Here is a 22,174-nt window from a genome sequence, read left to right on the forward strand (position 1 = left end):
GACATGGGCAGACCTCCGGTCGATACCGACGCTCTCGCCGACGCGGTGCTCGCGGGACAGCGAGCCGCCGTGGCGAAGGCGATCACCCTGGTCGAGTCCACCCGCAACGACCATCGGGAGCAGGCGCAGCAGTTGCTGTTGCGCCTGCTCCCGGAGGCGGGCGGGGCGATCCGGGTCGGCATCACCGGCGTTCCCGGTGTCGGCAAATCGACGTTCATCGACAACCTCGGCATGTACCTGCTGGGCAAGGGGCACCGCGTGGCGGTCCTGGCGGTCGACCCGTCGTCGACCCGCACCGGCGGATCGATTCTCGGTGACAAGACCCGCATGGCCAGATTGTCGGTGGAACGCGATGCCTTCATCCGGCCGTCGCCGACCGCCGGAACACTCGGCGGTGTCGCGAAGGCCACCCGCGAAACCATGGTGCTGCTCGAGGCGGCCGGATTCGACGTGATTCTCGTCGAAACCGTCGGTGTCGGGCAGTCCGAGGTGACGGTCGCGAACATGGTGGACTGCTTCACCTTCCTGACACTCGCGCGCACCGGCGACCAGTTGCAGGGCATCAAGAAGGGCGTGCTCGAACTGGCCGATCTCGTTGCCGTCAACAAGGCTGACGGCAAGTTCGAGCGCGACGCCCGCGTCGCCGCCCGGGAACTCGCCGGGGCCATGCGGCTCGTGCACCCGCACGACGCGCTGTGGAAACCTCCGGTCATCACGATGAGCGGGCTCGAAGGCAGCGGCCTGGACACGTTCTGGGACACCGTCCTCGAGCACCGTCGCGTGCTTACCGAGGCGGGCCGATTCGAAGAGAACCGGCGTCGTCAGCAGATCGACTGGACCTGGACGATGGTGCACGACCAGCTGCTGCGGCGTCTCGAATCCGCACCGCGGGTCAAGGCGATCCGGGGCGACGTCGAGGCGGCGGTGCAAGACGGATCGCTCACCGCGGCTCTGGCGGCGCAACGAATTCTCGACGCGTTCGACGGTGTGGGCGAACAAGAGTCTGCCGGCGCTACGGCTACGAACGTCGGCAGCGCGGTGTCCACGGGTGACGGCGGCGAGCGGTGAACCGCACTGCGGCCGCTACCGCCGCATTCGTCGCCTTCGCGGCCGTCGCAGTGGCGCACCTCGTCGCCCAGCTGGTGGACCCTGATTCCTTCGTGACCGAGTCCACTCAGTGGCTGCTCATGCCGCTGCTCGCGCTCGGAGTGGCCGCCCGGACCGCGCGTCCCCGGGATCGGCTGGTGACACTGACGCTTCTCGCGCTGGTGTTTTCGTGGCTCGGCGACGCAGCCCCGGACCTGTTCGACGGCGACACAGCATTCCTCGTGCTGATCGGGTTCTTCCTGTGTGCCCAGATCACGTATATCGCCGCGTTCCTGCCCTACCGCCACCGCAGCGTGATCCGCACGAACCGGTGGCTTCTCGCGCCGTACGCCGCGGCAGTGGTGATTCTGATCGCGGTGTGTGCGCCGGGCGCCGGGGCTCTCGTCGTCGCGGTGACGATCTACGGAGTGTGCATCGCCACGATGGCGGTTCTCGCGACGGGCGTGTCCCGGACCGTCGCGTGGGGCGCGGTCGTCTTCGTGGTCTCGGATTCGCTGATCGCGCTGAACGCCTTCGTCGACGGGTTCTCCCTGCCCGCCACCGGTTTCTGGATCATGATCACCTATATCTGCGCGCAAGCTCTCATCGCACGCGGTGTCCTCACCAGGAACGCGGAAGCAGAGGCTGACGTCCGCGTCAGTCCGCTTTCTTGACCTCGATCTTCTTCGCGGACGAGTCGGTGTCGCCGATACCGACGGACACGGTCAGAATCCCTTGGGCGTACGAGGCGTCGATGTCGTCCTCCTTGGCTCCGCGCGGGAGGGTGACGCTGCGCCGGTAGGAACCGTAGGTGAACTCGGAGTGGCCGTTGTCCGATTTCTTGTCGGTGCGCTCGGCCGAGATCTCGAGCCGCCCGTCGTTCACCTGCACGTTGATGTCCTTGTCGGGATCGAGACCGGGCATTTCGGCGCGCACGATGTAGCGGCCGTCTGCCAGTTCGTCCTCGACGCGAATGATGTTGTTGCCGAGAGTCGGGCGGAACCCGCCGATCGAATCGAAGAAGTCGGACAGTTCCGGAAACGGGTTCCAGGCGCGGCGTGCGGGAACAGTGGACATGAGATCTCCCTCGAGGTGAAATGCCGGTTTCGTGTCCGGCCGAGTGCGGACAATCCACGCGAATGCACCGATTGTCCTTGTCGGGCAATCGAATTCGGTCGCGCTCTGGCTTCAAGGTAGTGCACCGTGTGTGGCCTCGTGGCGGGTATCGGGCGATCGGTGCGCAGGGGCGTGCCGATCGCGCAGTCACCCGCTTCGCTGCGACCCGGCCGTCCACGCTGCGGCGACGTATTGGGCGTCCTCGTGTCGCGCTGGGTCGGTGACGATGATGAGGTGGTGGTCGTGGTCGCTGTACTGGACGAGAATATTGATCGCTTCGTCCGCAAGGCAGCGCGTGAAGGCACCCAGCTGACCGGGCACCTCCTGATCGAGCGCGAGCATCACCACGGGCCGGATCGTCACCGGCCCCATGCCTGCCGTGCCGAGCACGCGGCTCGCGGTCTCGGCGTCGCCGACGAGGAAATGGGCGATCGCTGTACCTCGGAAGGTGAAGACTCCACCGCCTTCGAGACTCACTCCGGCCCGGCCCAGAAGCTCACCGAAATGTGCGAGGGCACCGGGCTCGTCGGGGAGTGCTACTTCGATATCGCGGAGGGCGCTCATGCGTCGATCACCGTCACCTCGACCTGAACGGGACACTTCAGCGTGTTCGCGATGTAGCACCCGCGGTGCGCGGTGGCGGCAGCGGCGCGGACCTTCTCGTGATCGGTTCCCGGAGCGACGCGAATCATCGGTGCGAGCCGGATTTCGGCTATCTGCGGAGGGGCGCTACCGGTGTCGAGCACCGCAGTGGCGGCATCCTCGTAGGAGAGCACGTCGAGACCGGCCTGAGCAGCAACCGCGAGAAACGAGAGCAGTTGGCAGGACGAGGCGGCGGTGACCAGGAGCTGCTCGGGGTCCAGCAGGTCCGCGTCCCCGCGGAACGCCGGATCAGCACTGAGGGAAAGTTGCTGGGCTGCCGGTGGAGCGGTGGCGGTGTGAGTGCGTGAATACCCGCCGTACCCTGCTCCTGTCGTGCCCTGCCATTCGATATGCGCGCTGTAGTGGTGTCGAGTCATGTCGGCACCGTATCCCTGCAAAGTTTCGGCGTGCGCCGAACTTTCCCCGTTCTACAGTTGTGTTGTGAGTAAAGACTTCTCGGTGATCGGGCACGCGCTGTCGGCCCCCGCGCGGTCGGTCGTGCTCAATGCGCTCATGGACGGATCGAGTCGGCCGGCATCGGAATTGGCTGCGGCTGCGAGGGTCAGCCCATCCACTGCGAGTGGGCATTTGGCGATTCTCTGCGACGCCGGCCTCATCGTGGGCACGGTACGCGGCCGGCAACGCTTCTACCGCATCGCCGGTCCCACCATCGCCGCTGCGCTCGAACAGCTCGGCCATCTGTGCCCCTCTGCTCCGGTGGTGTCGTACCGGCAATCTCGTCAGGCCGAAGACCTTGCGCAGGCACGGCTGTGCTACGACCATCTCGCCGGGCGTCTCGGCGTCGCGTTGACCGACGCAATGGTCCGGGCCGGGTGGTTGTGCGAGGAAAGAGGGCTGCAGGCGACCGATCTCGGGCTCAACCGGCTCGGCGACATCGGCCTCGACCTCGCGGCAGGCGCGTCGTCCCGCCGACCGCTCTGCCGGGCGTGTCCCGACTGGACGGAGCGGCGGCCACATCTCGCAGGACGACTCGGCGCCGTCCTCGCGAGTCACGCCCTCGCAGCCGGTTGGGTCCTGCCCGCTCGCCGCGGTCGTGGTCTCGCGGTCAGTGCCGCGGGACGGGACGCGCTCGAGAAGCACTGGGGTGTCGACGGCGACACCCTCGCGTCAGTCTGATCGGGTCGTGGACGGTGCCGCGGTCGCTCGGCGTTACAACCCGAGCAGTTTCTTCGTGATCTCGACAGCGGCAGGTCCACTCGGTGTCGGCTGCGCGCCGCTGCCCCCGACGGTGATCGACACCGATACCTGGGGCAGTTCGACTTTCGTCGCCGAGAAGGCGGTCCCCGCGGTCGAGACGGACATGCTGTAGGCGAGGCCGCCCAAGGATTCGATCTGCTCGTCGGGAATCATCTCGAGTCCGGTGGTCGCGGCTGAAGCGGTCGCGACGACACCGTTGCCCGGTTCGATGAGGATCTCGACGCCGCGTGAGCCGCCGGCATCGGACGCACCCGGGTTTCCCCACGTGCAGTACACCCGGGACGGGTCGAACCTGTCCGACGGTGTGGACACGAGGCCGGCGACATAGGGAGTGACCGTCGCACCGATCGCCTCGCAATCCACGAAACGGGCGCGTACCGCGGCCACGTAGTCCGGTCCGCTGCTCTCCGGGGAGTCGGAGGCGGCGAGATCGCGAGGACCACCGGTTTCGGCCTCCGCGGGGGAGCCCGCCGAACACGCCGCGAGTACCAGTCCGCCCGCAAGGAGAGCGGCAACAATGTGTATTCGGTTTTGTGTCACGCCGGGGATAGTAGCGATCAGGCGGGTCCGGTGGTGGGGTATGGCGAGGGGAGCGGACATTGCTCGGCCGAACCAGTTATTGGCGCGGATTCCCCGCGCCGTCGATCACAGTTTCGCGCAGGGGGACAGGCGTGGGCACACCGAGGCGCTCCAACGCCCCGGAGGACTCGGCCGGAGTCAGGCGCGAACGCTTCCACGACACTGCCAGCAACGCGATCCAGGCGCCCACGATCGCGCACGTCACCGAGGCCGACGCGATCGGTCCGGCGTCGGCGACGCCGAGCAGCTTGTAGGCGTTGGTGAGGACGATGACCCCACCGACGGCAGTACCCAGCAACGTGGCCGGTACCCGGCTCACCAGCCATGCGGCGAACGGAGCCGCCAGGGCGCCGCCGAGAGCCAGACCGGCGACCACCAGCAGATTGCCGAGGGACTCGTGCCCGAGGCCGACGAGGAAACCGATGCTCGCCGAGACGGCCACGAGGAACTCGGACGCGCTCACCGAGCCGATCACGGTGCGGGGGGCGGTTTTGCCGCGCGACAGCAATGTGCTGGTCGTGATCGGACCCCAGCCCCCACCGCCGCTCGCGTCGACGAAGCCGCCGAAGAAGCCGAGAGGGGAGAGGAACTTCGCCGTGTGCGGCGAGGTCCGGGCGTGCGCGACCGCCGGTGGCCGCACCGAGAATCGCAGAGCGACGTACACGCCGATCGCCAGCAGGATGGCGGCAGTCACGGGTGCCGCTGCCTCGGTCGACAGACTCGACAACACCGTCGCACCGAGGAACGCGCCGATCGCCCCGGGAACACCGAGTCGCAGCACGACCTTCCAGTCGATGTTGCGGAACCGCCAGTGCGACGCGCCGGAGACCAGCGTGGTCCCGACTTCTGCGAGGTGCACCGCCGCGCTCGCATGAGCGGCACCGACACCGCTGAAGATCAGCAGGGTGGTCGCGGTGACGCCGAACGCCATGCCCAGGGCGCCGTCGACGAGCTGCGCACCGACGCCGACAAGGGTGAATACGAGCAAATTGAACATGAGCAGAGCTCCGAAGTCCGAAAGTAACCGAGCTGTGCTCGGTGGTGAGAACCGAAAGGAGCGGTCGAACCGCTCAGCAACAGACCTCGGTGCAACACAGACAGTCGAAACACGCGCCACGACGCGTAGGCCAGAACGGCATGAGCGCAAGCATGGTGGCCGGAGCCGCCTCGATGCTCGTCGCGTGCACGCTACCGTCCTCGGATGTCGTCGATGTCACCACTGCTCGCGGCGACCGGTCGAGCATAACCCGTTCCGCCGACAGCAACAGCGTCCACCGGAAAATCTGGGAAAGCCGTTTCGGCACCGCCCGGTAATCCCGATGTGTGAGACCGGCGGGAGACGGTTCGGGGCCCCGTGGCTTACTGGCGGATCTACGGGCACACCGGAACGACTTGGAGGAATCGCGTGAACGGATTCGAAGGCAGAGTTGCATTCATCACCGGCGCCGCACGAGGACAGGGCCGTGCGCACGCGGTGGCCTTCGCCGAGCGTGGAGCCGACGTCGTTCTCCTCGATCGTTGCGAGGACCGTGACGTTCTCAGCTACCCGATGGCCACTGCCGACGATCTTGCGGAGACCGCTCGCATGGTCGAGAAGGCCGGGACACGGTCCGTGGTCGTGCACGGCGATGTGGGGGATCGGGACGCGATGAACGCCGCTGTCGAGGCGGGTATCTCCGCGTTCGGCCGGATCGATATCGCGGTCGCCAACGCGGGGGTGACGCTCATGGGATCGGTTCAGCACACCACGACCGCACAGTGGGACGAAGTCCTCGGCAGCAATCTCACCGGAGTGTTCAACACCATCGGAGCGGTCGCGCCGGGAATGATCGAACGCGGCTACGGCCGGATCGTGACCGTCTCCTCGATGCTGGGCCGTCAGGGCGGCACCAACACTGCCGCCTATTCCGCCTCGAAGTGGGGCGTGATCGGCCTGACCAAGAGTGCCGCACTCGATCTCGCAAGGCACGGCATCACGGTCAACGCTGTCGCACCCGGCAACATCAGCACCCCCATGATCCACAACGAGACGCTCTACGGCCACATGCGTCCGGATCTGGAATCCCCGACAGCCGACGACGTCGAACCGGTCTTCCGCTCCCTCCACGTGCAACCCGTCGCGTGGCTCGATCCCTTCGAAGTCACGCGGGCAGTGCTGTTCCTGGCGGCCGAGGACAGCGTTCACCTCAGTGGCGTCGTGATCCCCGTCGACGCCGGCAACGCCGCCAGGACCAGCGGCTGACCTCGGTCAGGGGAGGCGGCGTGCGGAGATTTCGAAACCGGCGTCGCGCAGGCGCTCGGTCAGTACGTCGCCGAATGCGACCGCAGGCGTGAGGACTCCGCCGCCCGCATGCAGGGCGGACCCACCCGAGGCGAGCGAGAGCGCAGACTCCGCCAGCATGACAGCGGTCGCCTTGTAGCCGGGGTCGCCCTGCGCTGCGAACCGTGCGGTGTAGCGTGCGCCGGATTCTGTTGTCGTGTAGAGGTCGACGGTGAAATGGCCCGATTCCCGGGTCTTCTCGGACGGGCCTTCACCCGGAGCGGGCAGCACCTTGTCGAGCAGGAAACGGGTGGGCGGAAACGCCAATCCTGCCGCAAGTGCTCCGCTCCCCGCCGCGACCAGGCCGGCGAGGACCGGAGAGAACGCGGACGAGCCGACGCTCATGACCTCCCGGTACGCAAACTTCTTCCCGTACGCCCACCCGGTGAGCGCGTTGCTGCGGCGCACGACCCGCGTGTTGTAGGACGCCATGACGAACGGCGCCTTCCAGCCCGACAGTTCCGGGGCGATCGACTTGCCGTCGACCATCGCGAAGTCGTTCTGGCGCCCGAGGTCGGGTTCCTGTGCGGGGTCGGGGGACAGGGAGTACGGCCGGGCCGCGATCTTGCGGGCGGCAGAATCCTTGCGCACGGCGTCGAGTTGCAGTCGCAGCGAGTCGATCGTGCCCCCGCTGACCCCGCCGCGCAGCGACGTCAGTACGAACGTCGTGTCGGTGAGGGCACCGGCATCGTCCGCCTCCGCCGCCCGGAACAGCGCGTGGACGCCCAGATCGGAGGGGATGGAATCGAAACCGCACGAGTGGACGATGCGTGCACCCGTGCGCCGGGCGACGTCGTCGAATCGATCGATGCTCTCCCGGTGGAACAGCACTTCGCCGGTGAGATCGACGTAGTCGGTTCCGGCTTCGGCACACGCTTCGACCAGTGGCAGACCGTATTTGGCGTACGGGCCGACGGTGCTGATGACCACGCGCGTCGCGCGTGCCAGTGACGCCAGGGAGACCGGGTCGTCGGAGTCGGCTTCGATCAGCGGCCAGTCGGTGCCCAACTCCGCACGCACTTTCTCGAGTCGATCGGCGGACCGGCCGGCCAGTCCGACGGCGACGCCGGTAGGCAGGTGCGCGGCGAGATAGGCAGCGGTCAGCCGCCCGACGAATCCGGTGGCGCCGTAGACGACGATGTCGAGGTCACGTGAGGCAGTCATGTGACTCACCCTACTGCCGGGTAAGTCCGGGTGCGAAGCGCGTCACATCCGTGGGACGTCGCAGAACCGACCGCGAGCGTGACGCCTCAGGGCGTCGGGTGAACTACCGGCACTCCCGAATCCGGCTCACGCTGCCTTGACGACCAGGACCGGAACCCCGACCTCGATCAGCAACCGCTGTAGCGGGCGTTCGAGGAGGAACTTGCCGACCGCGTTCTTGCCGCGGCTTCCCGCCACGACTCGTTCTGCTCCGGTGCGGGCCACGAGATCGATCACGGCGCCGACCCGATCACCGTCGTGCACCTCGGTGCACAGATCCCAGTCGTCGTTCCCGAGGACCTCGCGGACGGCGGCGCGCACCTTCTCCTCCTGTGCCCGGGCGACAGCACCGTCGTCGTCGAGAACGTGAAGGACGACAAGCCGCTCGTCCCGATCGGCCGCTTCACGCGCTGCGGCGACGAGTGCGGCACGACCCTCCGGGCTATCGGTATGGACCACAGCGACAGACATAACTCTCCTCGGGCGGTGGAACGGCGACGACCTTGTCCATTATCTCCGTGCCGAGGTCCGTTCGCGTCACCTGACGGTGTGCAACGGGCCTCCAAACCGTGTTCGTGTCGGCCCGGTCTCAGACGCGGGCCGGCACCCGGAGCATCACCACGGGGCGGGACGGTAGTCCTTGAGGAAACAGCCGTACAGATCCGTACCGGCCTCGCCTTGCACGATCGGGTCGTAGACGCGGGCCGCACCGTCGACCAGATCGAGAGGAGCGTGGAACCCTTCCTCCGCCAGTCGCATCTTGGTGTGGTGGGGACGCTCGTCGGTGATCCAGCCGGTGTCGACTGCCGTCATGAGAATGCCGTCCTCGAGCATCTCCTCGGCACTGGTGCGAGTGAGCATGTTCAGCGCGGCCTTGGCCATGTTGGTGTGCGGATGTCCGGCGCCCTTGTACCGGCGGCCGGCGAACTGGCCCTCCATCGCGGAGACGTTCACGACGTACTTACGGCGGGCGGGGGAGGCCGCCATGGCCGGCCGCAACCGGTTGACCAGGATGAACGGTGCCACCGAGTTGCACAGCTGAACCTCGAGAAGCTCGAGCGGCTCCACTTCCCCGACGGTCTGCACCCAGCTGTTGGTGTGCACAAGATCGGGAAGCAGGCCACCCGCGTCGACCGCAATGCCGGCGGCGACCCTTTCGGGTGTCGCCGACCCGGCCACGAGCGCGAGTGAGGTCAGCGCGTCACCGGACAACTCCGCGGGCAGTGCACCGGTCAGCGCCGCCGGATGCGCGTCGGAGGGCTTCCCGAAGGTGAGCACCTCGGGAAGCGGTCCCGCCGGCAAGGGGCCCGATTCGGCGTCGGCGAGCGCCGAGTAGGCACCGGGGGAGCGGCGCACGGTCTGGGCCGCGTTGTTGATGAGGATGTCGAGAGGGCCTTGCGCGGCCACGTCCTCGGCAAGTGCGACGACCTGGGCGGGATCGCGGAGGTCGATTCCGACCACACGCAATCGGTGCAGCCAGTCGCCGCTGTCCTCCATCGCGGAGAAACGGCGGATCGCGTCGTTGGGGAACCGGGTGGTCACGGTGGTGTGGGCGCCGTCGCGGAGCAGTCGCAACGCGATGTACATACCGATTTTGGCGCGACCGCCCGTGAGCAGCGCGCGGCGACCCGTCAGGTCGGTGCGGGCGTCGCGTTTGGCGTGGTTCTCGGCCGCGCACGACGGGCAGAGCTGGTGGTAGAAGGCATCCACCTGTGTGTAGCGGTCCTTGCAGATGTAGCAGGGGCGCGGACGCAGCAGCGTCCCCGCACTCGCACCGCTCGTCGAGGACGTGATCGGGACCCCGGCGGTTTCGTCGTCGATCCGCTGGGGAGACCCGGTGGCCGTCGCCGAGATCACCTCGCGGTCCGCCGCGGCCTTGCGCCCACGGGTTTCCTTACGCCGCATCTGCTTGAACTTCTTGAACATGTGCCCGACCGCGCGCTGCACGGTCACGGCGTCCGGATGCTCGGCGTGGAGTTCGGCGGCCTGGTCGAGAACTCTCAGGCAGATTTCGAGGTCGACGGGATCGATGCGATCGGTACCGAAGGTCTCGCTGGTCGAAGTCAGGGTGTCGCTTTGGGGGTTCATCTGCCTTTTCCGTGTGGTGCTGTACCAATAATGATATCGGGCGTGGTTGTCGCGCCCGATATCGCTATGCCACACCAGGAGGAACGATGAGCCGGACCGTGACGACACGGACGTCGAAGAAGACCAGGTTTGCCGAGATGCCTCCGTGGAAGCAGGCACTGGTTCTGACACTCGCGTCGGTGCAGTTGTCCTTGGCGGCGACGGCCTGGGCGGACCTCGCGACACGTCCGGCGGAGAAGGTCAACGGCAGCAAACTCAAGTGGGCGCTGGTGATCGCGGTGAACTTCTTCGGACCGATCCGCTACTTCCGCAAGGGACGCCGACCCTGAACGGTTGTCGCGGACGCCGACAGCACGGAGTGAGGCCCCGAACCGACATGGTTCGGGGCCTCACTCGTCCGATGATCCGACTCAGCGGCGACGGTCCCGGACCTGCGCCCCTTCGCGCCGATCGACGGGCGCTGTGCCGGGCGTCGGCTGCCAGGTGCCCCGCTTTTTGGCGAGGTCGATCGCTGATTGCCCTGCCTCGGTCATCAGACCCTGCGCGACCATCCGCTCGGCGCGTTCCCGGTTCAGCGCACTCCACGTGCTCCTCGGCCGCCGGGGGCTGAACCGGAGCCGCGAGCTGTGTGCGTCGTGTTTGCGGTGCAGACCGTCGATCCATCCGTAGCAGAGTGCGTGCTCGACCGCCTCGTGATATCGCAGGCTCGGCCTTCCGCTGCCTTTGTGCGCGATGATCAACCACACTTCGGTCTCGGACCGGCCGTGGGTGTCCAGCCATGCGCGCCATTCCTCGGCGTTGCTCGCCACGACATCCATGTCAGGAGCCCTTCGTCGACTCGACGACGTCGAGATAGTGCTGGTTGTACATCACGCCGAGCGCGTTGCCGAACGGATCGACGACCGACGCGGTGACGAACCCCGGTCCGCGCTCGGTCACTCCCTCATGCGGCGTGGCCCCCATCGACAGCAAGCGTTCGTATGCCGCCTCGACGTCGTCGACGGCCCAGTAGGTCAGCGCCGAACCGAGTTCCGCGCTGCCCCGGCCCGGAGGGGTGAACCGCCGATCGACGAATCCGAGTTCGTGCTGGAAGTCGCCGATGCGGAATTCTGCGTACGCCGTCGTCCCCTCTGCTTCACGGACGAAGTAGGGCTCGATGCCCAGCAGTTCGCTGTACCAGCTCACGGCAGAGTCGAGGTCGTCGACGACGAAATTGGTGGTGGTCAGTCCTCGCAGCATGGCAGCAGTTCCTTTCTCGTTTCTTTCCGGTGAGATCCACTCTTCTCCTCGAAGTGCTCATCAACTGAGCACTTTTACGGGGATAGTTGGGGCCATGCGCGCAGACCGGCTCGTCGCGGCCCTGCTGTTTCTCCAGCAGCGGGGGCGGGTGACCGCCGGGCAGCTCGCCGACGAACTCGAGGTGTCGGTGGCGACGGCCCGACGTGACCTCGAAGCGCTGTCGATCGCCGGGATTCCGGTCTACCCGCAACCCGGGCGTGGTGGTGGCTGGGCACTGGTCGGCGGCGCCCGCACGGACCTGAGTGGCTTGTCGGCCACAGAGACGCAGGCGCTGTTTCTGCTGGTCGGTCCGTCGGCCGCGATCTCGGGGGAGGCCAGGACCGCTCTGCGCAAGCTCGTCCGCGCCCTTCCTCAGACCTTTCGGGCCGACGCGGAAGCGGCTGCCGGTGCCGTGATGAGTGACCGCACGGGGTGGAGCCGGCTCGACCGGCCGCGGCCGCACACCGTCGACGTCTTGCAGAATGCCGTGGTGCGTCGCCGGAAGGTGCGACTCACCTACACCAACGCGCTGGGGGACCGCTCGGTGCGCTCGGTCGCTCCGTGGGGCCTCGTCGACAAGGACGAGACCTGGTACCTGATCGCGGGCACCGAGCGTGGGCAGCGCACCTTTCGCGTCGATCGGATCGCCGAGGTCGAAGCAACCGAGGAGATCGCAGAACGTCCCGACGACTTCGCGCTCGACCGGGCGTGGAACGAGGTGGTAGGCGAGGTCGAGCAGAAGCGTTCCGGGACTTGGGCGACCGTCCTCATCGAGACCCGCTACGTCCCGATCCTGCGTGACCACTTCGGTCGCCACTGCCACGTCGACGCCGAGTGCGACGACGGGCGCAGCCGGGTCCGGATCGCTGCACCCAGCCCGCGTGACATCGCTCGCAATCTGGCCGGTTGGGGTGGGGCGGTCGAGGTGCTCGCTCCTGACACCGTGCAGCGTGAGCTCGCGCGGATCGGGGCCGAACTCACGCAGCGGTACGGCGGCTGATGTTCTCGGCCGCCGTACTCGTCTCCGTCCTACTGTCCGGTGGTGAGTGTGCGCTGCCGGTTGGCTGCGTGCCGAAGCTGCAGGATCCGCAGGCCCCCGGTGAGTCCGACGATCACCGCTCCGGCGATCGCGGCGAACAGTAGTGCCACACCCAGCGGCAGCGAGAAGTCCCACCCGAACAGTTCGAGCGTGATGCTGTCGAGGTTCTGCAGGATGAACACCAACAGCAACAGCAAGATCAGGATGCCGGCCAGCAGTGCACTCCAGAGAGCACCGGTCCGGGTGTGCCTGATGCCTTTACGCCGTTCGAGGTCGGGGTGCAGATCACCAGGGGAGTCGGGGTCCGGCGTTGTGCCCGACGAAGGGATAGAGGCGCCGCTGCGCTGCGGGGAGGGGGAGTAGTCGGGATTCGACTCGCCTGGGCCTCGAGAGCTGGTTGACATGCCGTCGGGTACCCCTGCACCGCTCCGATTACTCCGATTCCGGGCGGGCATGTGCCCTTGACGTCGACTTCCGACCGAACTCGGCAACCGGCAGAGCGAGAAATGAAATACCGCACCATACGGAAACCCTGGAAATGCAGAATCCAAACCCCAAAACCCCCTCACGGAGCGGGCCGGGATTCCGGCGGTCTCGCCGGCGCTCGGCGATCCGGCCGGAAACGGATGCGCTCCCGAGCTCGCCGAACGGTGCTCACGCCCAGACTGGGAGCGTGTCCGGCTGTCAGCTGTGCGTGGGGGTACCGAGCCGGACGATCGCTGCGCAGTCAGAGGAGTGAAGGACGATGAAGGCGACGACATGCGGTCGGATTCGTGCGAGGCATTCGGGTGCGGACGTACGAAAAACGAGGCCACAATCTCTTTCGAGTTCGTGACCTCGTGTGGTTGCAGTTCGTGGAACTGCCGGGAGTGTCCGAGGGGGGACTTGAACCCCCACGTCCGTTAATAGGACACTAGCACCTCAAGCTAGCGCGTCTGCCATTCCGCCACTCGGACCGACGTCCACGAGGGACATGCCGGTAGCACCCGCTCCCGCGGGCGCTGAAGAAACAGTAGCGCATGCCGGGGCCGATTCCCAAAACGCCTCGACATCGCGGAGGAACGGCCGTCGGGGCCGATCGGGAGCCACGAACCGGGAGCTGCCGGCCCCACGACAAAGGCCCCGAACCTTGCGGTTCGGGGCCTTCATCGTCTGTCTCAACGCAGAGTGTCCGAGGGGGGACTTGAACCCCCACGTCCGTTAATAGGACACTAGCACCTCAAGCTAGCGCGTCTGCCATTCCGCCACTCGGACTCATGCTTGCGCCCGCTCCGGCGGGTGCTGTGAAAGACTATCCCACCGAGGCGCCCGCCCCAAATCGGCACCCTCACCTGCACTGATCCAGGACCGGGGCAATGGTAGACATGCATGCATGGCCACACATCCGAGTGCTCACCGTCCTTCCCGGGCAGAGTCGGAGGTCGTCGACCTCGTCTCCCGGTTGATCCGTTTCGACACGTCCAACACCGGCGATCCCGCGACCACCCGCGGCGAGCGCGAGTGTGCCGAATGGGTGGCCTCGCTGCTCGAAGAGGTGGGGTACGAGACCGTCTACGTCGAGTCCGGTGCGCCGGGTCGCGGCAACGTCTTCGCTCGTCTCGCGGGCGCCGACCCTGCCCGCGGTGCGCTGCTGCTGCACGGGCACCTCGACGTCGTGCCGGCCGAACCCGCCGACTGGAGCGTGCACCCGTTCTCCGGTGCCGTGGAGAACGGCTACGTCTGGGGGCGCGGCGCGGTCGACATGAAAGACATGGTCGGCATGATGATCGCGGTCGCGCGGTACTTCAAAGCCGAGAACATCGTTCCTCCCCGCGATCTCGTGTTCGCCTTCCTCGCCGACGAGGAGGCCGGCGGCAAGTACGGGTCGCAGTGGCTCGTCGAACACCGGCCCGACCTGTTCGACGGCGTCACCGAGGCCGTCGGGGAAGTGGGCGGCTTCTCGCTCACCGTCCCGCGCCCCGACGGCAGCGAACGCCGCCTCTACATGGTCGAGACGGCAGAGAAGGGAATGGGCTGGCTGCGGCTGACCGCAACCGGTGTCGCGGGCCACGGTTCGTTCCTCCACGAGGACAACGCCGTCACCGTCCTCTCGCAAGCCGTCGCCCGACTGGGATCCCACACGTTCCCGCTCGTCGTCAACGATTCGGTCGCGGAGTTCCTGGCTGTGGTGGGGGAGGAGACCGGACTCGACCTCGATCCGTCGTCCCCGGACCTCGACGGCACCCTCGCGAAGCTCGGGTCGATCGCCCGGATCGTCGGCGCGACCCTGCGCGACACGGCGAACCCGACCATGCTGGACGCGGGTTACAAGGCCAACGTGATCCCCCGGACCGCGCATGCGATGGTCGACTGCCGAATTCTTCCCGGTCGCCTCGCCGAATTCGAACGCACCGTGGACGAATTGATCGGGCCGAATGTCACGCGTGAATGGATCACGAGCCTCGAGTCGTACGAAACCACCTTCGACGGCGATCTCGTGGACGCGATGAACGCTGCGATCCTCGCGCACGACCCCATCGGGCGCACCGTGCCGTACATGCTCTCCGCCGGGACCGACGCGAAGGCGTTCGCGCGACTGGGTATCCGGTGCTTCGGCTTCGCGCCTCTGCAGTTGCCGCCCGACCTGGACTTCGCTGCTCTGTTCCACGGGGTGGACGAGCGTGTCCCCGTCGACGCACTGCACTTCGGCACCCGCGTCATGGAACACTTCCTCATGCACGCCTGACCCAGTTGTATCCCGATCACGAAAGGACCGGTATGGCCTTCGATTACGACCCGTACAAGTTCCTGCCCGCGTTGCCGACGTTCGAGGTCACCAGCGAAGACTTCGCCGAGGGTGAGGAATGGAAACTTCCTCAGGCGAGCGGAGCGTTCGGGATCCCCGGCGGCGGCGACGTCTCGCCGCAGCTGTCCTGGTCCGGGTTTCCGGCGGAGACCAAGAGTTTCGTCGTCACGGTGCTCGACCCGGATGCACCCACCGGTTCGGGATTCTGGCATTGGGCCGTCGCGAACATTCCGGCCACTGTCACCGAGTTGCCCACGGGCGCCGGGACTCCCGGAGCGCCGGGCTTGCCCGAGTCCGCCGTGACGCTCCGTCACGACGGCGGCGCGCACGGATTCATCGGCGCTGCGCCCCCGGCCGGTCACGGCTACCACCGCTACATCGTCGCGGTGCACGCACTCGACGTCGACGTTCTCGATGGTGTCACGGCCGATTCGAGCCCGGCGTTCCTCGGCTTCAACGTCTTCGGCCACGCCATCGCGCGCGGACTTCTCACCGGGACCTACGAGGTCGCCTAGATCTACAACGGCGGGTGACGTCGAGGCACGTGATGTGCTGCGATGTCACCCGCCGTGACGGTTCCGCCGGGGGCTACACCCGGGCTCCGGCGCCGACGGCATCGGCGATCGACCGGTAGCCGTGGGCACGCAGTTTGCGCGCGATGCCTTTGTTGATGCGGCGTGCCCACAGGCCGCCGCCGTAGATGAACCCGGTGTAGCCCTGCACCAGTGAGGCTCCCGCGAGGATGCGTTCCCACGCCTGCTCCGCGGTTTCGATGCCGCCGACGGACACGATCACGAGACGGTCACCGACGCGATGGTGGAGCCGTTGCAGAACCTCGAGCGAGCGAGCCGCCACCGGGGGGCCCGACAGACCGCCGGCGCCGATCTCGTCGATGCGCGCCCGGTCGGTGCGGAGACCGTCGCGGCGGATGGTGGTATTGGTGGCGACGATGCCGGCAAGTCCCAGTTCGAGCGCGAGATCGGCGACGGCGTCGATGTCGTCGTCCGACAGGTCCGGCGCGATCTTCACGAACACCGGCACCGTCACGGTCTCGAGGACGGCAGCGAGCAGTGGGCGCAGGGACGCGACGGCCTGCAGGTCGCGAAGTCCGGGAGTGTTCGGGGACGAGACGTTGACGACGAGGAAGTCGGCGAGTGGCCCGAGCAGGCGCGCGCTCTCGGTGTAGTCGGCGGTCGCGTCCTCTGCGGGCACGACCTTCGTCTTGCCGATGTTTGCGCCGATCGGGACGGTGCGGCGGCGCTGCCGGAGCCGGTTGGCGGCCTCACCTGCGCCGTGGTTGTTGAAGCCCATTCGGTTGACCAGCGCACGATCCGCGGGGAGCCGGAAGAGCCGGGGCACCGGATTGCCGGGTTGTGCCTGCGCGGTGACAGTGCCGATTTCAGCGAATCCGAAGCCCAGCGGACCCCATACGTCCACACCCGTGGCGTCCTTGTCGAAACCGGCAGCGAGCCCGAGCGGCGCCGGGAAGTCCACCCCTGCGACGGTGTTGCGCAGGATCGGGTCGTCGGTGACGAGAACCTTCGAGACGAGTGCCCGGGTGGGCGCGAACCGCGTCACCAGACGCATCGCGAAGAACGCGAGGTGGTGCGCACGTTCCGGGGGGAGAAGGAACATCAGCCGAAGAAGCAAGCGGTACACGGACAACTCCCTGCGGGCCCGGCGGCGGCCGGGGTTCGGATCAGCGGACAGTGGGGTGGGGAACAGGTTGGCCGGTCTTGCGGCGACGCAGCAACACCCGGCGACTGCCGTCGGGATAGAGCCGCAGGCGCGTCAACTCCCAGCCGTGGAACTCGGCGGAGATCGCCAGGCGAAGCGACGCACTCACCCGCGACACGTCGCGCGGGAGCCGCAGCGGTGCGTATTCGTATTCGTCGTTACTGGTGTCCCAGTCGACGGGGAGTCGGGTGAACCGGCTGAATCGCTCGTTTGCCATCTCTACCCTTCGATCGGGATCCTCTGCAGTCCGTCGCCGGTCGCCGAGGCGATCACCAGCGTCCCATCAGCCGGGTCGACGGCAACCGAATTCGGCTGTCGCACGGTCGCGAAACGATGGCGTTCCTCCGCGGTCCCGGTCGACAGATCGTAGCCCACCACCTCGTTGCTTCCGGTCAACGTCACCCATACCAGATCACGCTGTTCGTCGTAGGTAACAGCGTACGGAGCGGGGCCGACGGGGTAGCGCTGCCGCAGGATGAGCGAGTCGATGGTGTAGACGAGCAGTTCCTCGCCGGTCGTATCGGTGACGAGCACGCGCCCGTACGGATCGGTGGCCAGCTGGGTCGCGCCGCGTCCGGCCCGCAATGCCGCACCCAGATGCGCGTCCTCGATATCGACCGAGGTGAGCGAGGTCTGCCTGCGGTCGAGAGCGGCGACCGAGTCGCCGCTGACGGCGATCAGGTCGGTCGAGGCGAGTCCCGAGATGGTCTCTTCGACCTCGCCGGTGCCCGGCGCGACGACCAGGACCCGGCCGTCGGCCGTGCCCACCGCCCACCGCCCGTCGGTCAGGACCGCAGCCGAGAGAGCGTCCGCGTCGACGGAAACTTCGGTGACCGCACCGTCGGTGGTGTCGACCTGCGCCACGACGCCGGACCCGGGTGCGAGCACGGTGCCGTCACGTCCGGCGACCACGGTGGCCGCCTCGGCCGGAAGGTCCACGACGCGGGGTTCGGCGGCGCCGTCGTCGAGGAGAAGCAGACGGGTTCCGTCGTCGGCGAGGGCGACCAGCGTGCCGGTGTCGGGCTGGACGGTCAGGGCATCGACCCGGTAGTCGAACGGGCGAACGTTGCCGGCGGCCTCGGGTGCCACGCTGGGGGCGGACGCGGGGGTGGCGGGTTCGATGGTCTGGAGAGTGTCGGACGCGTTCTCCGACGAGCAGCCGGCGAGTACCGCCACCGCGACTCCCCACACCAGCGCGGTCCCACGGATACCCGGTCTGCCCATCGTTCTCGCTCCTCGTCGTCGCGTCGCTTCACGCGCCGACCCGTTCCGCGGCGGCGCGTAGCTTCCAGTGTTCCTGATCGCCGTTGCCTCGCCGCACCCGGCTCGGGGCGATCGCGGTGCCTGTGACGCCCGGCTCACATCGTGGAGGATGTGCTGCCGCGCCGCGGGAGCACGAGCGGAGTCCCGGTTTCCGGGTGCTGCGTCACGCGCACCTGATAGTTGTAGACCCTGGCCAGGAGGTCTTCGGTCAGGACCGCGGCGGGTGGGCCGTCGGCCGCGATCCGGCCGTTCTCGAGCACGCAGATCCGGTCTGCGTAGGCGGCCGCCAGGCCGAGGTCGTGCAGGACTACGACGACAGCGTGGCCTCGGTCGGCGCGATCCCGAACGACCTGCATCACCGATTCCTGATGGCCGATGTCGAGGGCTGCGGTGGGTTCGTCGAGCAACAGCGTTTCGGTGTCCTGCGCGAGTACCCGCGCGAGCGCGACCCGGGCCCGTTCGCCGCCCGAGAGCGCAGGAAAGGGCCGGTCGGCGAGGTGCGTGACGTCGCAGGTGGCGAAGGCGTCCGCGACGATCCGGTCGTCGTCGTCCTGCCGCGGGGTGCGCGACCATGCCGCACGTCCCATGCGCACCACCTGCCGGGCGGTGAACGGGAAACCGACGGCGTGGTGCTGCGGCAGCACCGCGCGCCTGCGGGCAAGCGCCAGGGGAGACCAGTCGGCGAGCGGTCGTCCGTCGACCTCGATGCGTCCGCCACTGATCGGGAGGTCACCGGTCAGTGCGGCGAGCAGGGTGGATTTGCCGGCACCGTTGGGGCCGACGAGCGCGAGCACCTCACCGACCCGCACCTCGAGGTCGACGCCGCGGAGGATCTCCCGGGTGCCCCGGCTCAGCCGTACCCCGGTGGCGCGCACGGTGGTGGTGCCGGGCCCGGATCGTGCCGGTACCGCGCGGTCCTCCCGTCGGTGCAGCAGCCGGCTCATGCCCAGCCCCCCTGTTCGGCGCGGGTGCGGCGCAACATCCAGAAGAAGGCCGGACCGCCGATCAGCGCCGTGATCATCCCGAGTGGCAGGTCGGCGTTCTCGACGAGGGTGCGCGCGCCCAGATCGGCTGCGAGTAGAACGACGGCGCCCGCCAGAACGCTCGCGCAGACGAGCACGCGATGCGCCGGGCCGAGGAGCATGCGCATCAGGTGGGGGACCACCAGACCCACGAACATGATGATTCCCGTGAAGGCGACTGCGGCGCTGACCAGCACCGCCACCACGACGATCGAGATCTGGCGGACCCGTTCGACCTCGACGCCGAGATGCCGGGCCACGTTTTCGCCGAGCGCGAGGAGGTCGAGTTTGGGAGCCAGCACGACGGCGGCCGCGACGCCCACGAGGGTCAGGGGCGCCACCACGGAGACGGTGTCCCAGGTGGCCCCGCCGAGGCTGCCGAGTTGCCAGAAGACGATCTGGTCGCGGGCGGCGGGATCGGCGACGAAGGTGAAGAAGGCGATGAGACCTCCGGCGACGGCGTTGACTGCGACCCCGGTGAGGATGACGGTGACGACCTCGGTACGTCCGTCGGAACGCGACAGCATGTAGACGAGCGCGGTGGTGACCAGACCGGAGAGCAGTGCCGCCCACGCGAGTGACCATCCGGAGGTGAACGCGCCGCCGAGCACGATGACCGCGGACGCGCCTACCGCGGCTCCGGAGGACACCCCGATCACGCCGGGTTCGGCGAGGGGATTGGCGAAGATGCCCTGCAGAAGCGCCCCGGAGCAGCCGAGCGCCGCCCCGACCAGCATGGCGAGCGCCACGCGCGGGAACCGCACCTCCCACAGCGTCACTTCGCCGGCGGGATGCGCGGGCATCGACCCGAGGTCCAGACCGATGCGGTGCAGCAGGCTTCCGACCACTTCCGCGGGACTTGTGGGCACCTGCCCGAGACATGCGGACACGACAGCGAGGATCAGCAGTGCTGCGCCGAGGCCCACGAAGACCATCGTGGTGCGTCCGATGCCTGCTTTCTCGACCGTCCCGCCGGGGGCCACCGGATCGTCGGCGGTGCCGCTGAGGGGGCCGCCGGGGCGACCCGCGGTCATGCGGTATCCGTCCGGTACAGCGCTTCGACGAGTGCCCCGAGCACTTTTCCGGTGTCGGGTCCGAAACTGAGCAACACCGAATCGTCCATGTCGACGATGTTCTGCGTCTTACCGGCGGGCGTTTGCGCCACGCCCGGAAGGGCTGCGAGACCGTCGGGGCCACCGACGGATTCGAGACTGTGCGTCATGATCAGGATGACATCGGGTGAGGACGCGATCATCGCCTCACTGGTGATGGGCACGAACTGGGATTCGAGGCCGGCGAGGATGCCGGCGTCGCGTGCGCCCGCGGCGGCGACCAGGGCATCTGCGCCCGATCCCGGTCCGCCGAGCATTTTGATCGCCGAACCCCGCAGGTACAGGAACGCGACGGTGAGATCGGGATGGTCGGACGGGACGGAGTCGCGTGCCGCGGTGATCTCGTCGAGAGTGCGCCGGGTCAGCGCCGCGCCGGCTTCGGGCACGCCGAGGGCTGCGGCGACCATCTCGATGCCGGGGGCGACGGTGTCGAGGTTGCGCTCGGGGTCGACGAACACCACCGGCACTCCGGTTGCGCGGATCTGTTCCTGCACCGCGAGCGGGCCGATGGAGTTGTCGGTGAGCACGACCGTCGGGCTCAGCGCGAGGACGGCTTCCGCGTTGAGGCTGTGGCCGCCCGGCGTCACGTTGGGAATGTGTTCGCCGGCAGGGAAAATCGCGGTCGACCGCCCGACGATGTTGCCGCCGAGACCCAGTGAGTGCACGGTCTGGGCGAGGGTTCCGGAGCGGTCCGCGACGACGATCCGGGAGACGTCGGTGACGGTGACATCCACGCCGTCGGCGCCGCGCACGGTGGCGGGCAGGGTCGGCGACGGGGTTGCTCCGATCGGACGGGGGTTGCGGTCGTCGACCACGGCGGTGCGGTGACCTGTCGCAACGGAACTGGACGGGCCGTCTCCGGCGGGTGAACTACACGCACCGGCGAACGCGGTGGCGACTACGAGCAGCAGCACGGTCAGCGTCGTGCGGGGCGAGACGAGCATCGTCAGGCCCGAACCCGGTAGCGGTCGATGCGTGCAGCAAGGTCCTCGAACAGCGCACGGTTGAGGCCGTAGGCGAGGATTGTCTCGTCGATCACTGCCTGCTGCTGGTCGCTGTCGAGCGGGGCGGCATCCAGGGTGGCGCGGTAGGCGTCCTTGAACGGCTTGGGCTTGGGGATGGCGTCGAAGATGTAGAACCGCAGACCGTCCCGTTCGTAGCCGTAGGCACGCTCGAGCATCCGGCGGATGATCTGTCCGCCGGACAGGTCACCGAGGTAGCGCAGGTAATGGTGGGCGACGAACGCTTCCGGCGAGGACGCCGCTACCTGCTCGAGACGCTGGACGTACGCGGTGGTCGCGGGGAGGGGAGTGATCCGGCTGCGCCAGTCGTGGCCGATCAGGAAGTCGAGGTCGGCTTCGAGGGCAGGGATACGAAGCAGGTCGTCCGAGAGCAGCGGCCCGACGATCGGATCGGCGGTGTAGGTGCGGCCGATGCGTTCGAGCGCGTCGTAGAGGAACCACGACTGCGCGATCAATTCGGCGTGGGCTTCGGCGGTGAGCGTGCCGGCGAGCAGTTCGGAGACGAACACGGAGTTCTCGGTGTCCCGGTGCGCCTGCTGTGTATCGATCTTGATGCGCTCGGCGAATCCGGCGACCTCGATTGCGGCCATCGGCCGACCTCCCTGCATTCCGAATGATCCTACCTACGGAGAGGGTAGCCTAACCTTTGCTGATTCGGCGAGGG

General features: G+C 67.8%; 27 protein-coding genes and 2 tRNA genes. 9 read left to right on the forward strand and 20 right to left on the reverse strand.

Features of this window, described 5'->3' with window-relative positions; genetic code table 11:
• Window positions 1-3 precede the first annotated feature (3 nt).
• Window positions 4-1,068, forward strand: a complete 1,065-nt coding sequence (gene meaB, locus ACLQ3J_RS03155; RefSeq protein WP_425902113.1) for a methylmalonyl Co-A mutase-associated GTPase MeaB — start codon at window positions 4-6, stop codon at window positions 1,066-1,068.
• Window positions 1,065-1,760 (forward strand): lysoplasmalogenase, encoded by a 696-nt coding sequence (locus ACLQ3J_RS03160; RefSeq protein ID WP_425902115.1) that lies wholly within the window; start codon window positions 1,065-1,067, stop codon window positions 1,758-1,760. The genes meaB and ACLQ3J_RS03160 overlap by 4 nt, the downstream gene beginning before the upstream one ends.
• On the opposite strand, the gene ACLQ3J_RS03165 is transcribed toward ACLQ3J_RS03160, so the two are convergent.
• From ACLQ3J_RS03165 to ACLQ3J_RS03175, 3 genes are all read right to left on the reverse strand, one after another.
• Window positions 1,744-2,163 (reverse strand): Hsp20/alpha crystallin family protein, encoded by a 420-nt coding sequence (locus ACLQ3J_RS03165; protein WP_169621950.1) that lies wholly within the window; start codon window positions 2,161-2,163, stop codon window positions 1,744-1,746. The two genes, ACLQ3J_RS03160 and ACLQ3J_RS03165, sit on opposite strands and share 17 nt — an antisense overlap.
• A 186-nt stretch (window positions 2,164-2,349) precedes the next feature.
• On the reverse strand, window positions 2,350-2,766 hold the full coding sequence (locus tag ACLQ3J_RS03170) for a hypothetical protein (protein WP_425902117.1): 417 nt from the start codon (window positions 2,764-2,766) through the stop codon (window positions 2,350-2,352).
• Entirely contained in the window at window positions 2,763-3,221 is a 459-nt protein-coding gene (locus ACLQ3J_RS03175; protein WP_425902119.1) for an OsmC family protein, read from the reverse strand. Before ACLQ3J_RS03175 ends, ACLQ3J_RS03170 begins: the two co-directional genes overlap by 4 nt.
• 64 nt (window positions 3,222-3,285) lie before the next feature.
• On the opposite strand from ACLQ3J_RS03175, the gene ACLQ3J_RS03180 reads away from it, so the two are divergent.
• Entirely contained in the window at window positions 3,286-3,981 is a 696-nt protein-coding gene (locus ACLQ3J_RS03180) for an ArsR/SmtB family transcription factor (RefSeq protein WP_425902120.1), read from the forward strand.
• 33 nt (window positions 3,982-4,014) lie between these two features.
• Here ACLQ3J_RS03180 and ACLQ3J_RS03185 read toward each other — a convergent pair whose 3' ends face one another.
• Window positions 4,015-4,602: a hypothetical protein gene (locus ACLQ3J_RS03185; protein ID WP_296550152.1), complete on the reverse strand. Its 588-nt coding sequence runs from the start codon at window positions 4,600-4,602 to the stop codon at window positions 4,015-4,017.
• A gap of 76 nt (window positions 4,603-4,678) precedes the next feature.
• Complete coding sequence (locus tag ACLQ3J_RS03190) at window positions 4,679-5,638, reverse strand: sulfite exporter TauE/SafE family protein (protein ID WP_425902122.1); 960 nt, start codon at window positions 5,636-5,638, stop codon at window positions 4,679-4,681.
• A 140-nt stretch (window positions 5,639-5,778) separates the two neighbouring features.
• Between ACLQ3J_RS03190 and ACLQ3J_RS03195 the strand changes: the two genes are divergently transcribed.
• Window positions 5,779-5,955 carry a hypothetical protein gene (locus ACLQ3J_RS03195; protein ID WP_296550149.1) on the forward strand — a complete coding sequence of 59 codons (177 nt, stop codon included), beginning with the start codon at window positions 5,779-5,781 and terminating at the stop codon, window positions 5,953-5,955.
• A 91-nt stretch (window positions 5,956-6,046) separates the two neighbouring features.
• Window positions 6,047-6,883 (forward strand): mycofactocin-coupled SDR family oxidoreductase, encoded by an 837-nt coding sequence (locus ACLQ3J_RS03200; RefSeq protein ID WP_169621956.1) that lies wholly within the window; start codon window positions 6,047-6,049, stop codon window positions 6,881-6,883.
• A gap of 6 nt (window positions 6,884-6,889) precedes the next feature.
• On the opposite strand, the gene ACLQ3J_RS03205 is transcribed toward ACLQ3J_RS03200, so the two are convergent.
• From ACLQ3J_RS03205 to ACLQ3J_RS03215, 3 genes are all read right to left on the reverse strand, one after another.
• Window positions 6,890-8,125: a saccharopine dehydrogenase family protein gene (locus ACLQ3J_RS03205; RefSeq protein ID WP_425902124.1), complete on the reverse strand. Its 1,236-nt coding sequence runs from the start codon at window positions 8,123-8,125 to the stop codon at window positions 6,890-6,892.
• A 126-nt stretch (window positions 8,126-8,251) separates the two neighbouring features.
• The gene (locus ACLQ3J_RS03210) at window positions 8,252-8,635 is read right to left on the reverse strand and encodes a universal stress protein (RefSeq protein ID WP_296550145.1); all 384 of its coding nucleotides are present in this window, start codon (window positions 8,633-8,635) and stop codon (window positions 8,252-8,254) included.
• Between the two features lie 144 nt (window positions 8,636-8,779).
• Entirely contained in the window at window positions 8,780-10,252 is a 1,473-nt protein-coding gene (locus tag ACLQ3J_RS03215) for an SDR family NAD(P)-dependent oxidoreductase (RefSeq protein WP_425902126.1), read from the reverse strand.
• A gap of 86 nt (window positions 10,253-10,338) precedes the next feature.
• On the opposite strand from ACLQ3J_RS03215, the gene ACLQ3J_RS03220 reads away from it, so the two are divergent.
• On the forward strand, window positions 10,339-10,581 hold the full coding sequence (locus tag ACLQ3J_RS03220; RefSeq protein ID WP_169621960.1) for a PLDc N-terminal domain-containing protein: 243 nt from the start codon (window positions 10,339-10,341) through the stop codon (window positions 10,579-10,581).
• Between the two features lie 81 nt (window positions 10,582-10,662).
• Here the strand turns inward: ACLQ3J_RS03220 and ACLQ3J_RS03225 are convergent, their stop codons facing one another.
• Entirely contained in the window at window positions 10,663-11,070 is a 408-nt protein-coding gene (locus tag ACLQ3J_RS03225) for a YdeI/OmpD-associated family protein (RefSeq protein WP_169621961.1), read from the reverse strand.
• 1 nt (window position 11,071) lies between these two features.
• A complete protein-coding gene (locus ACLQ3J_RS03230; RefSeq protein WP_425902128.1) occupies window positions 11,072-11,491 on the reverse strand; it encodes a VOC family protein in 420 nt (139 codons plus the stop codon).
• 94 nt (window positions 11,492-11,585) lie between these two features.
• Here ACLQ3J_RS03230 and ACLQ3J_RS03235 point away from each other — a divergent pair, with 94 nt between their 5' ends.
• The gene (locus ACLQ3J_RS03235) at window positions 11,586-12,530 is read left to right on the forward strand and encodes a helix-turn-helix transcriptional regulator (RefSeq protein ID WP_425902130.1); all 945 of its coding nucleotides are present in this window, start codon (window positions 11,586-11,588) and stop codon (window positions 12,528-12,530) included.
• 29 nt (window positions 12,531-12,559) lie between these two features.
• Here ACLQ3J_RS03235 and ACLQ3J_RS03240 read toward each other — a convergent pair whose 3' ends face one another.
• The 3 genes from ACLQ3J_RS03240 to ACLQ3J_RS03250 all read right to left on the reverse strand — a co-directional run bounded on the left by ACLQ3J_RS03240 (window position 12,560) and on the right by ACLQ3J_RS03250 (window position 13,823).
• On the reverse strand, window positions 12,560-12,973 hold the full coding sequence (locus ACLQ3J_RS03240) for a LapA family protein (protein WP_425902131.1): 414 nt from the start codon (window positions 12,971-12,973) through the stop codon (window positions 12,560-12,562).
• Between the two features lie 466 nt (window positions 12,974-13,439).
• Window positions 13,440-13,525, reverse strand: a tRNA-Leu gene (locus tag ACLQ3J_RS03245).
• Between the two features lie 212 nt (window positions 13,526-13,737).
• Window positions 13,738-13,823, reverse strand: a tRNA-Leu gene (locus tag ACLQ3J_RS03250).
• 118 nt (window positions 13,824-13,941) lie between these two features.
• Here ACLQ3J_RS03250 and ACLQ3J_RS03255 point away from each other — a divergent pair.
• Together ACLQ3J_RS03255 and ACLQ3J_RS03260 are read left to right on the forward strand one after the other, a co-directional pair.
• Window positions 13,942-15,294: a M20/M25/M40 family metallo-hydrolase gene (locus ACLQ3J_RS03255; protein WP_169622205.1), complete on the forward strand. Its 1,353-nt coding sequence runs from the start codon at window positions 13,942-13,944 to the stop codon at window positions 15,292-15,294.
• A gap of 32 nt (window positions 15,295-15,326) precedes the next feature.
• The gene (locus tag ACLQ3J_RS03260) at window positions 15,327-15,869 is read left to right on the forward strand and encodes a YbhB/YbcL family Raf kinase inhibitor-like protein (RefSeq protein WP_296550139.1); all 543 of its coding nucleotides are present in this window, start codon (window positions 15,327-15,329) and stop codon (window positions 15,867-15,869) included.
• A 73-nt stretch (window positions 15,870-15,942) separates the two neighbouring features.
• Here the strand turns inward: ACLQ3J_RS03260 and ACLQ3J_RS03265 are convergent, their stop codons facing one another.
• The 7 genes from ACLQ3J_RS03265 to ACLQ3J_RS03295 all read right to left on the reverse strand — a co-directional run bounded on the left by ACLQ3J_RS03265 (window position 15,943) and on the right by ACLQ3J_RS03295 (window position 22,100).
• A complete protein-coding gene (locus ACLQ3J_RS03265; protein ID WP_169622207.1) occupies window positions 15,943-17,013 on the reverse strand; it encodes a quinone-dependent dihydroorotate dehydrogenase in 1,071 nt (356 codons plus the stop codon).
• A 40-nt stretch (window positions 17,014-17,053) separates the two neighbouring features.
• The gene (locus tag ACLQ3J_RS03270) at window positions 17,054-17,308 is read right to left on the reverse strand and encodes a DUF5703 family protein (RefSeq protein WP_169622208.1); all 255 of its coding nucleotides are present in this window, start codon (window positions 17,306-17,308) and stop codon (window positions 17,054-17,056) included.
• 2 nt (window positions 17,309-17,310) lie between these two features.
• Entirely contained in the window at window positions 17,311-18,315 is a 1,005-nt protein-coding gene (locus tag ACLQ3J_RS03275; protein WP_422424813.1) for a hypothetical protein, read from the reverse strand.
• A 134-nt stretch (window positions 18,316-18,449) separates the two neighbouring features.
• The gene (locus tag ACLQ3J_RS03280; RefSeq protein ID WP_425902133.1) at window positions 18,450-19,298 is read right to left on the reverse strand and encodes a heme ABC transporter ATP-binding protein; all 849 of its coding nucleotides are present in this window, start codon (window positions 19,296-19,298) and stop codon (window positions 18,450-18,452) included.
• Window positions 19,295-20,311, reverse strand: coding sequence for a FecCD family ABC transporter permease (locus tag ACLQ3J_RS03285; RefSeq protein ID WP_169622367.1), 1,017 nt, complete (start codon window positions 20,309-20,311; stop codon window positions 19,295-19,297). Before ACLQ3J_RS03285 ends, ACLQ3J_RS03280 begins: the two co-directional genes overlap by 4 nt.
• Before the next feature lie 95 nt (window positions 20,312-20,406).
• A complete protein-coding gene (locus ACLQ3J_RS03290) occupies window positions 20,407-21,432 on the reverse strand; it encodes a heme/hemin ABC transporter substrate-binding protein (protein ID WP_425902135.1) in 1,026 nt (341 codons plus the stop codon).
• A gap of 2 nt (window positions 21,433-21,434) precedes the next feature.
• The gene (locus ACLQ3J_RS03295; RefSeq protein ID WP_169622212.1) at window positions 21,435-22,100 is read right to left on the reverse strand and encodes a heme oxygenase (biliverdin-producing); all 666 of its coding nucleotides are present in this window, start codon (window positions 22,098-22,100) and stop codon (window positions 21,435-21,437) included.
• Window positions 22,101-22,174 lie beyond the last annotated feature (74 nt).

Source organism: Rhodococcus sp. DT1, from assembly GCF_049844875.1.
Taxonomy (GTDB): domain Bacteria; phylum Actinomycetota; class Actinomycetes; order Mycobacteriales; family Mycobacteriaceae; genus Rhodococcus.

Bases quoted from the DNA above. Each gene is read 5' to 3' on its own strand.
- meaB (WP_425902113.1), top strand. From the start codon at position 4: ATGGGCAGACCTCCGGTCGATACCGACGCTCTCGCCGACGCGGTGCTC.
- ACLQ3J_RS03235 (WP_425902130.1), top strand. From the start codon at position 11,586: ATGCGCGCAGACCGGCTCGTCGCGGCCCTGCTGTTTCTCCAGCAGCGG.
- ACLQ3J_RS03195 (WP_296550149.1), top strand. From the start codon at position 5,779: ATGAGCGCAAGCATGGTGGCCGGAGCCGCCTCGATGCTCGTCGCGTGC.
- ACLQ3J_RS03165 (WP_169621950.1), bottom strand. From the start codon at position 2,163: ATGTCCACTGTTCCCGCACGCCGCGCCTGGAACCCGTTTCCGGAACTG.
- ACLQ3J_RS03170 (WP_425902117.1), bottom strand. From the start codon at position 2,766: ATGAGCGCCCTCCGCGATATCGAAGTAGCACTCCCCGACGAGCCCGGT.
- ACLQ3J_RS03220 (WP_169621960.1), top strand. From the start codon at position 10,339: ATGAGCCGGACCGTGACGACACGGACGTCGAAGAAGACCAGGTTTGCC.
- ACLQ3J_RS03240 (WP_425902131.1), bottom strand. From the start codon at position 12,973: ATGTCAACCAGCTCTCGAGGCCCAGGCGAGTCGAATCCCGACTACTCC.
- ACLQ3J_RS03290 (WP_425902135.1), bottom strand. From the start codon at position 21,432: ATGCTCGTCTCGCCCCGCACGACGCTGACCGTGCTGCTGCTCGTAGTC.
- ACLQ3J_RS03215 (WP_425902126.1), bottom strand. From the start codon at position 10,252: ATGAACCCCCAAAGCGACACCCTGACTTCGACCAGCGAGACCTTCGGT.
- ACLQ3J_RS03255 (WP_169622205.1), top strand. From the start codon at position 13,942: ATGGCCACACATCCGAGTGCTCACCGTCCTTCCCGGGCAGAGTCGGAG.
- ACLQ3J_RS03190 (WP_425902122.1), bottom strand. From the start codon at position 5,638: ATGTTCAATTTGCTCGTATTCACCCTTGTCGGCGTCGGTGCGCAGCTC.
- ACLQ3J_RS03225 (WP_169621961.1), bottom strand. From the start codon at position 11,070: ATGGATGTCGTGGCGAGCAACGCCGAGGAATGGCGCGCATGGCTGGAC.
- ACLQ3J_RS03275 (WP_422424813.1), bottom strand. From the start codon at position 18,315: ATGGGCAGACCGGGTATCCGTGGGACCGCGCTGGTGTGGGGAGTCGCG.
- ACLQ3J_RS03270 (WP_169622208.1), bottom strand. From the start codon at position 17,308: ATGGCAAACGAGCGATTCAGCCGGTTCACCCGACTCCCCGTCGACTGG.
- ACLQ3J_RS03280 (WP_425902133.1), bottom strand. From the start codon at position 19,298: ATGAGCCGGCTGCTGCACCGACGGGAGGACCGCGCGGTACCGGCACGA.
- ACLQ3J_RS03210 (WP_296550145.1), bottom strand. From the start codon at position 8,635: ATGTCTGTCGCTGTGGTCCATACCGATAGCCCGGAGGGTCGTGCCGCA.
- ACLQ3J_RS03230 (WP_425902128.1), bottom strand. From the start codon at position 11,491: ATGCTGCGAGGACTGACCACCACCAATTTCGTCGTCGACGACCTCGAC.
- ACLQ3J_RS03295 (WP_169622212.1), bottom strand. From the start codon at position 22,100: ATGGCCGCAATCGAGGTCGCCGGATTCGCCGAGCGCATCAAGATCGAT.
- ACLQ3J_RS03260 (WP_296550139.1), top strand. From the start codon at position 15,327: ATGGCCTTCGATTACGACCCGTACAAGTTCCTGCCCGCGTTGCCGACG.
- ACLQ3J_RS03285 (WP_169622367.1), bottom strand. From the start codon at position 20,311: ATGGTCTTCGTGGGCCTCGGCGCAGCACTGCTGATCCTCGCTGTCGTG.
- ACLQ3J_RS03175 (WP_425902119.1), bottom strand. From the start codon at position 3,221: ATGACTCGACACCACTACAGCGCGCATATCGAATGGCAGGGCACGACA.
- ACLQ3J_RS03205 (WP_425902124.1), bottom strand. From the start codon at position 8,125: ATGACTGCCTCACGTGACCTCGACATCGTCGTCTACGGCGCCACCGGA.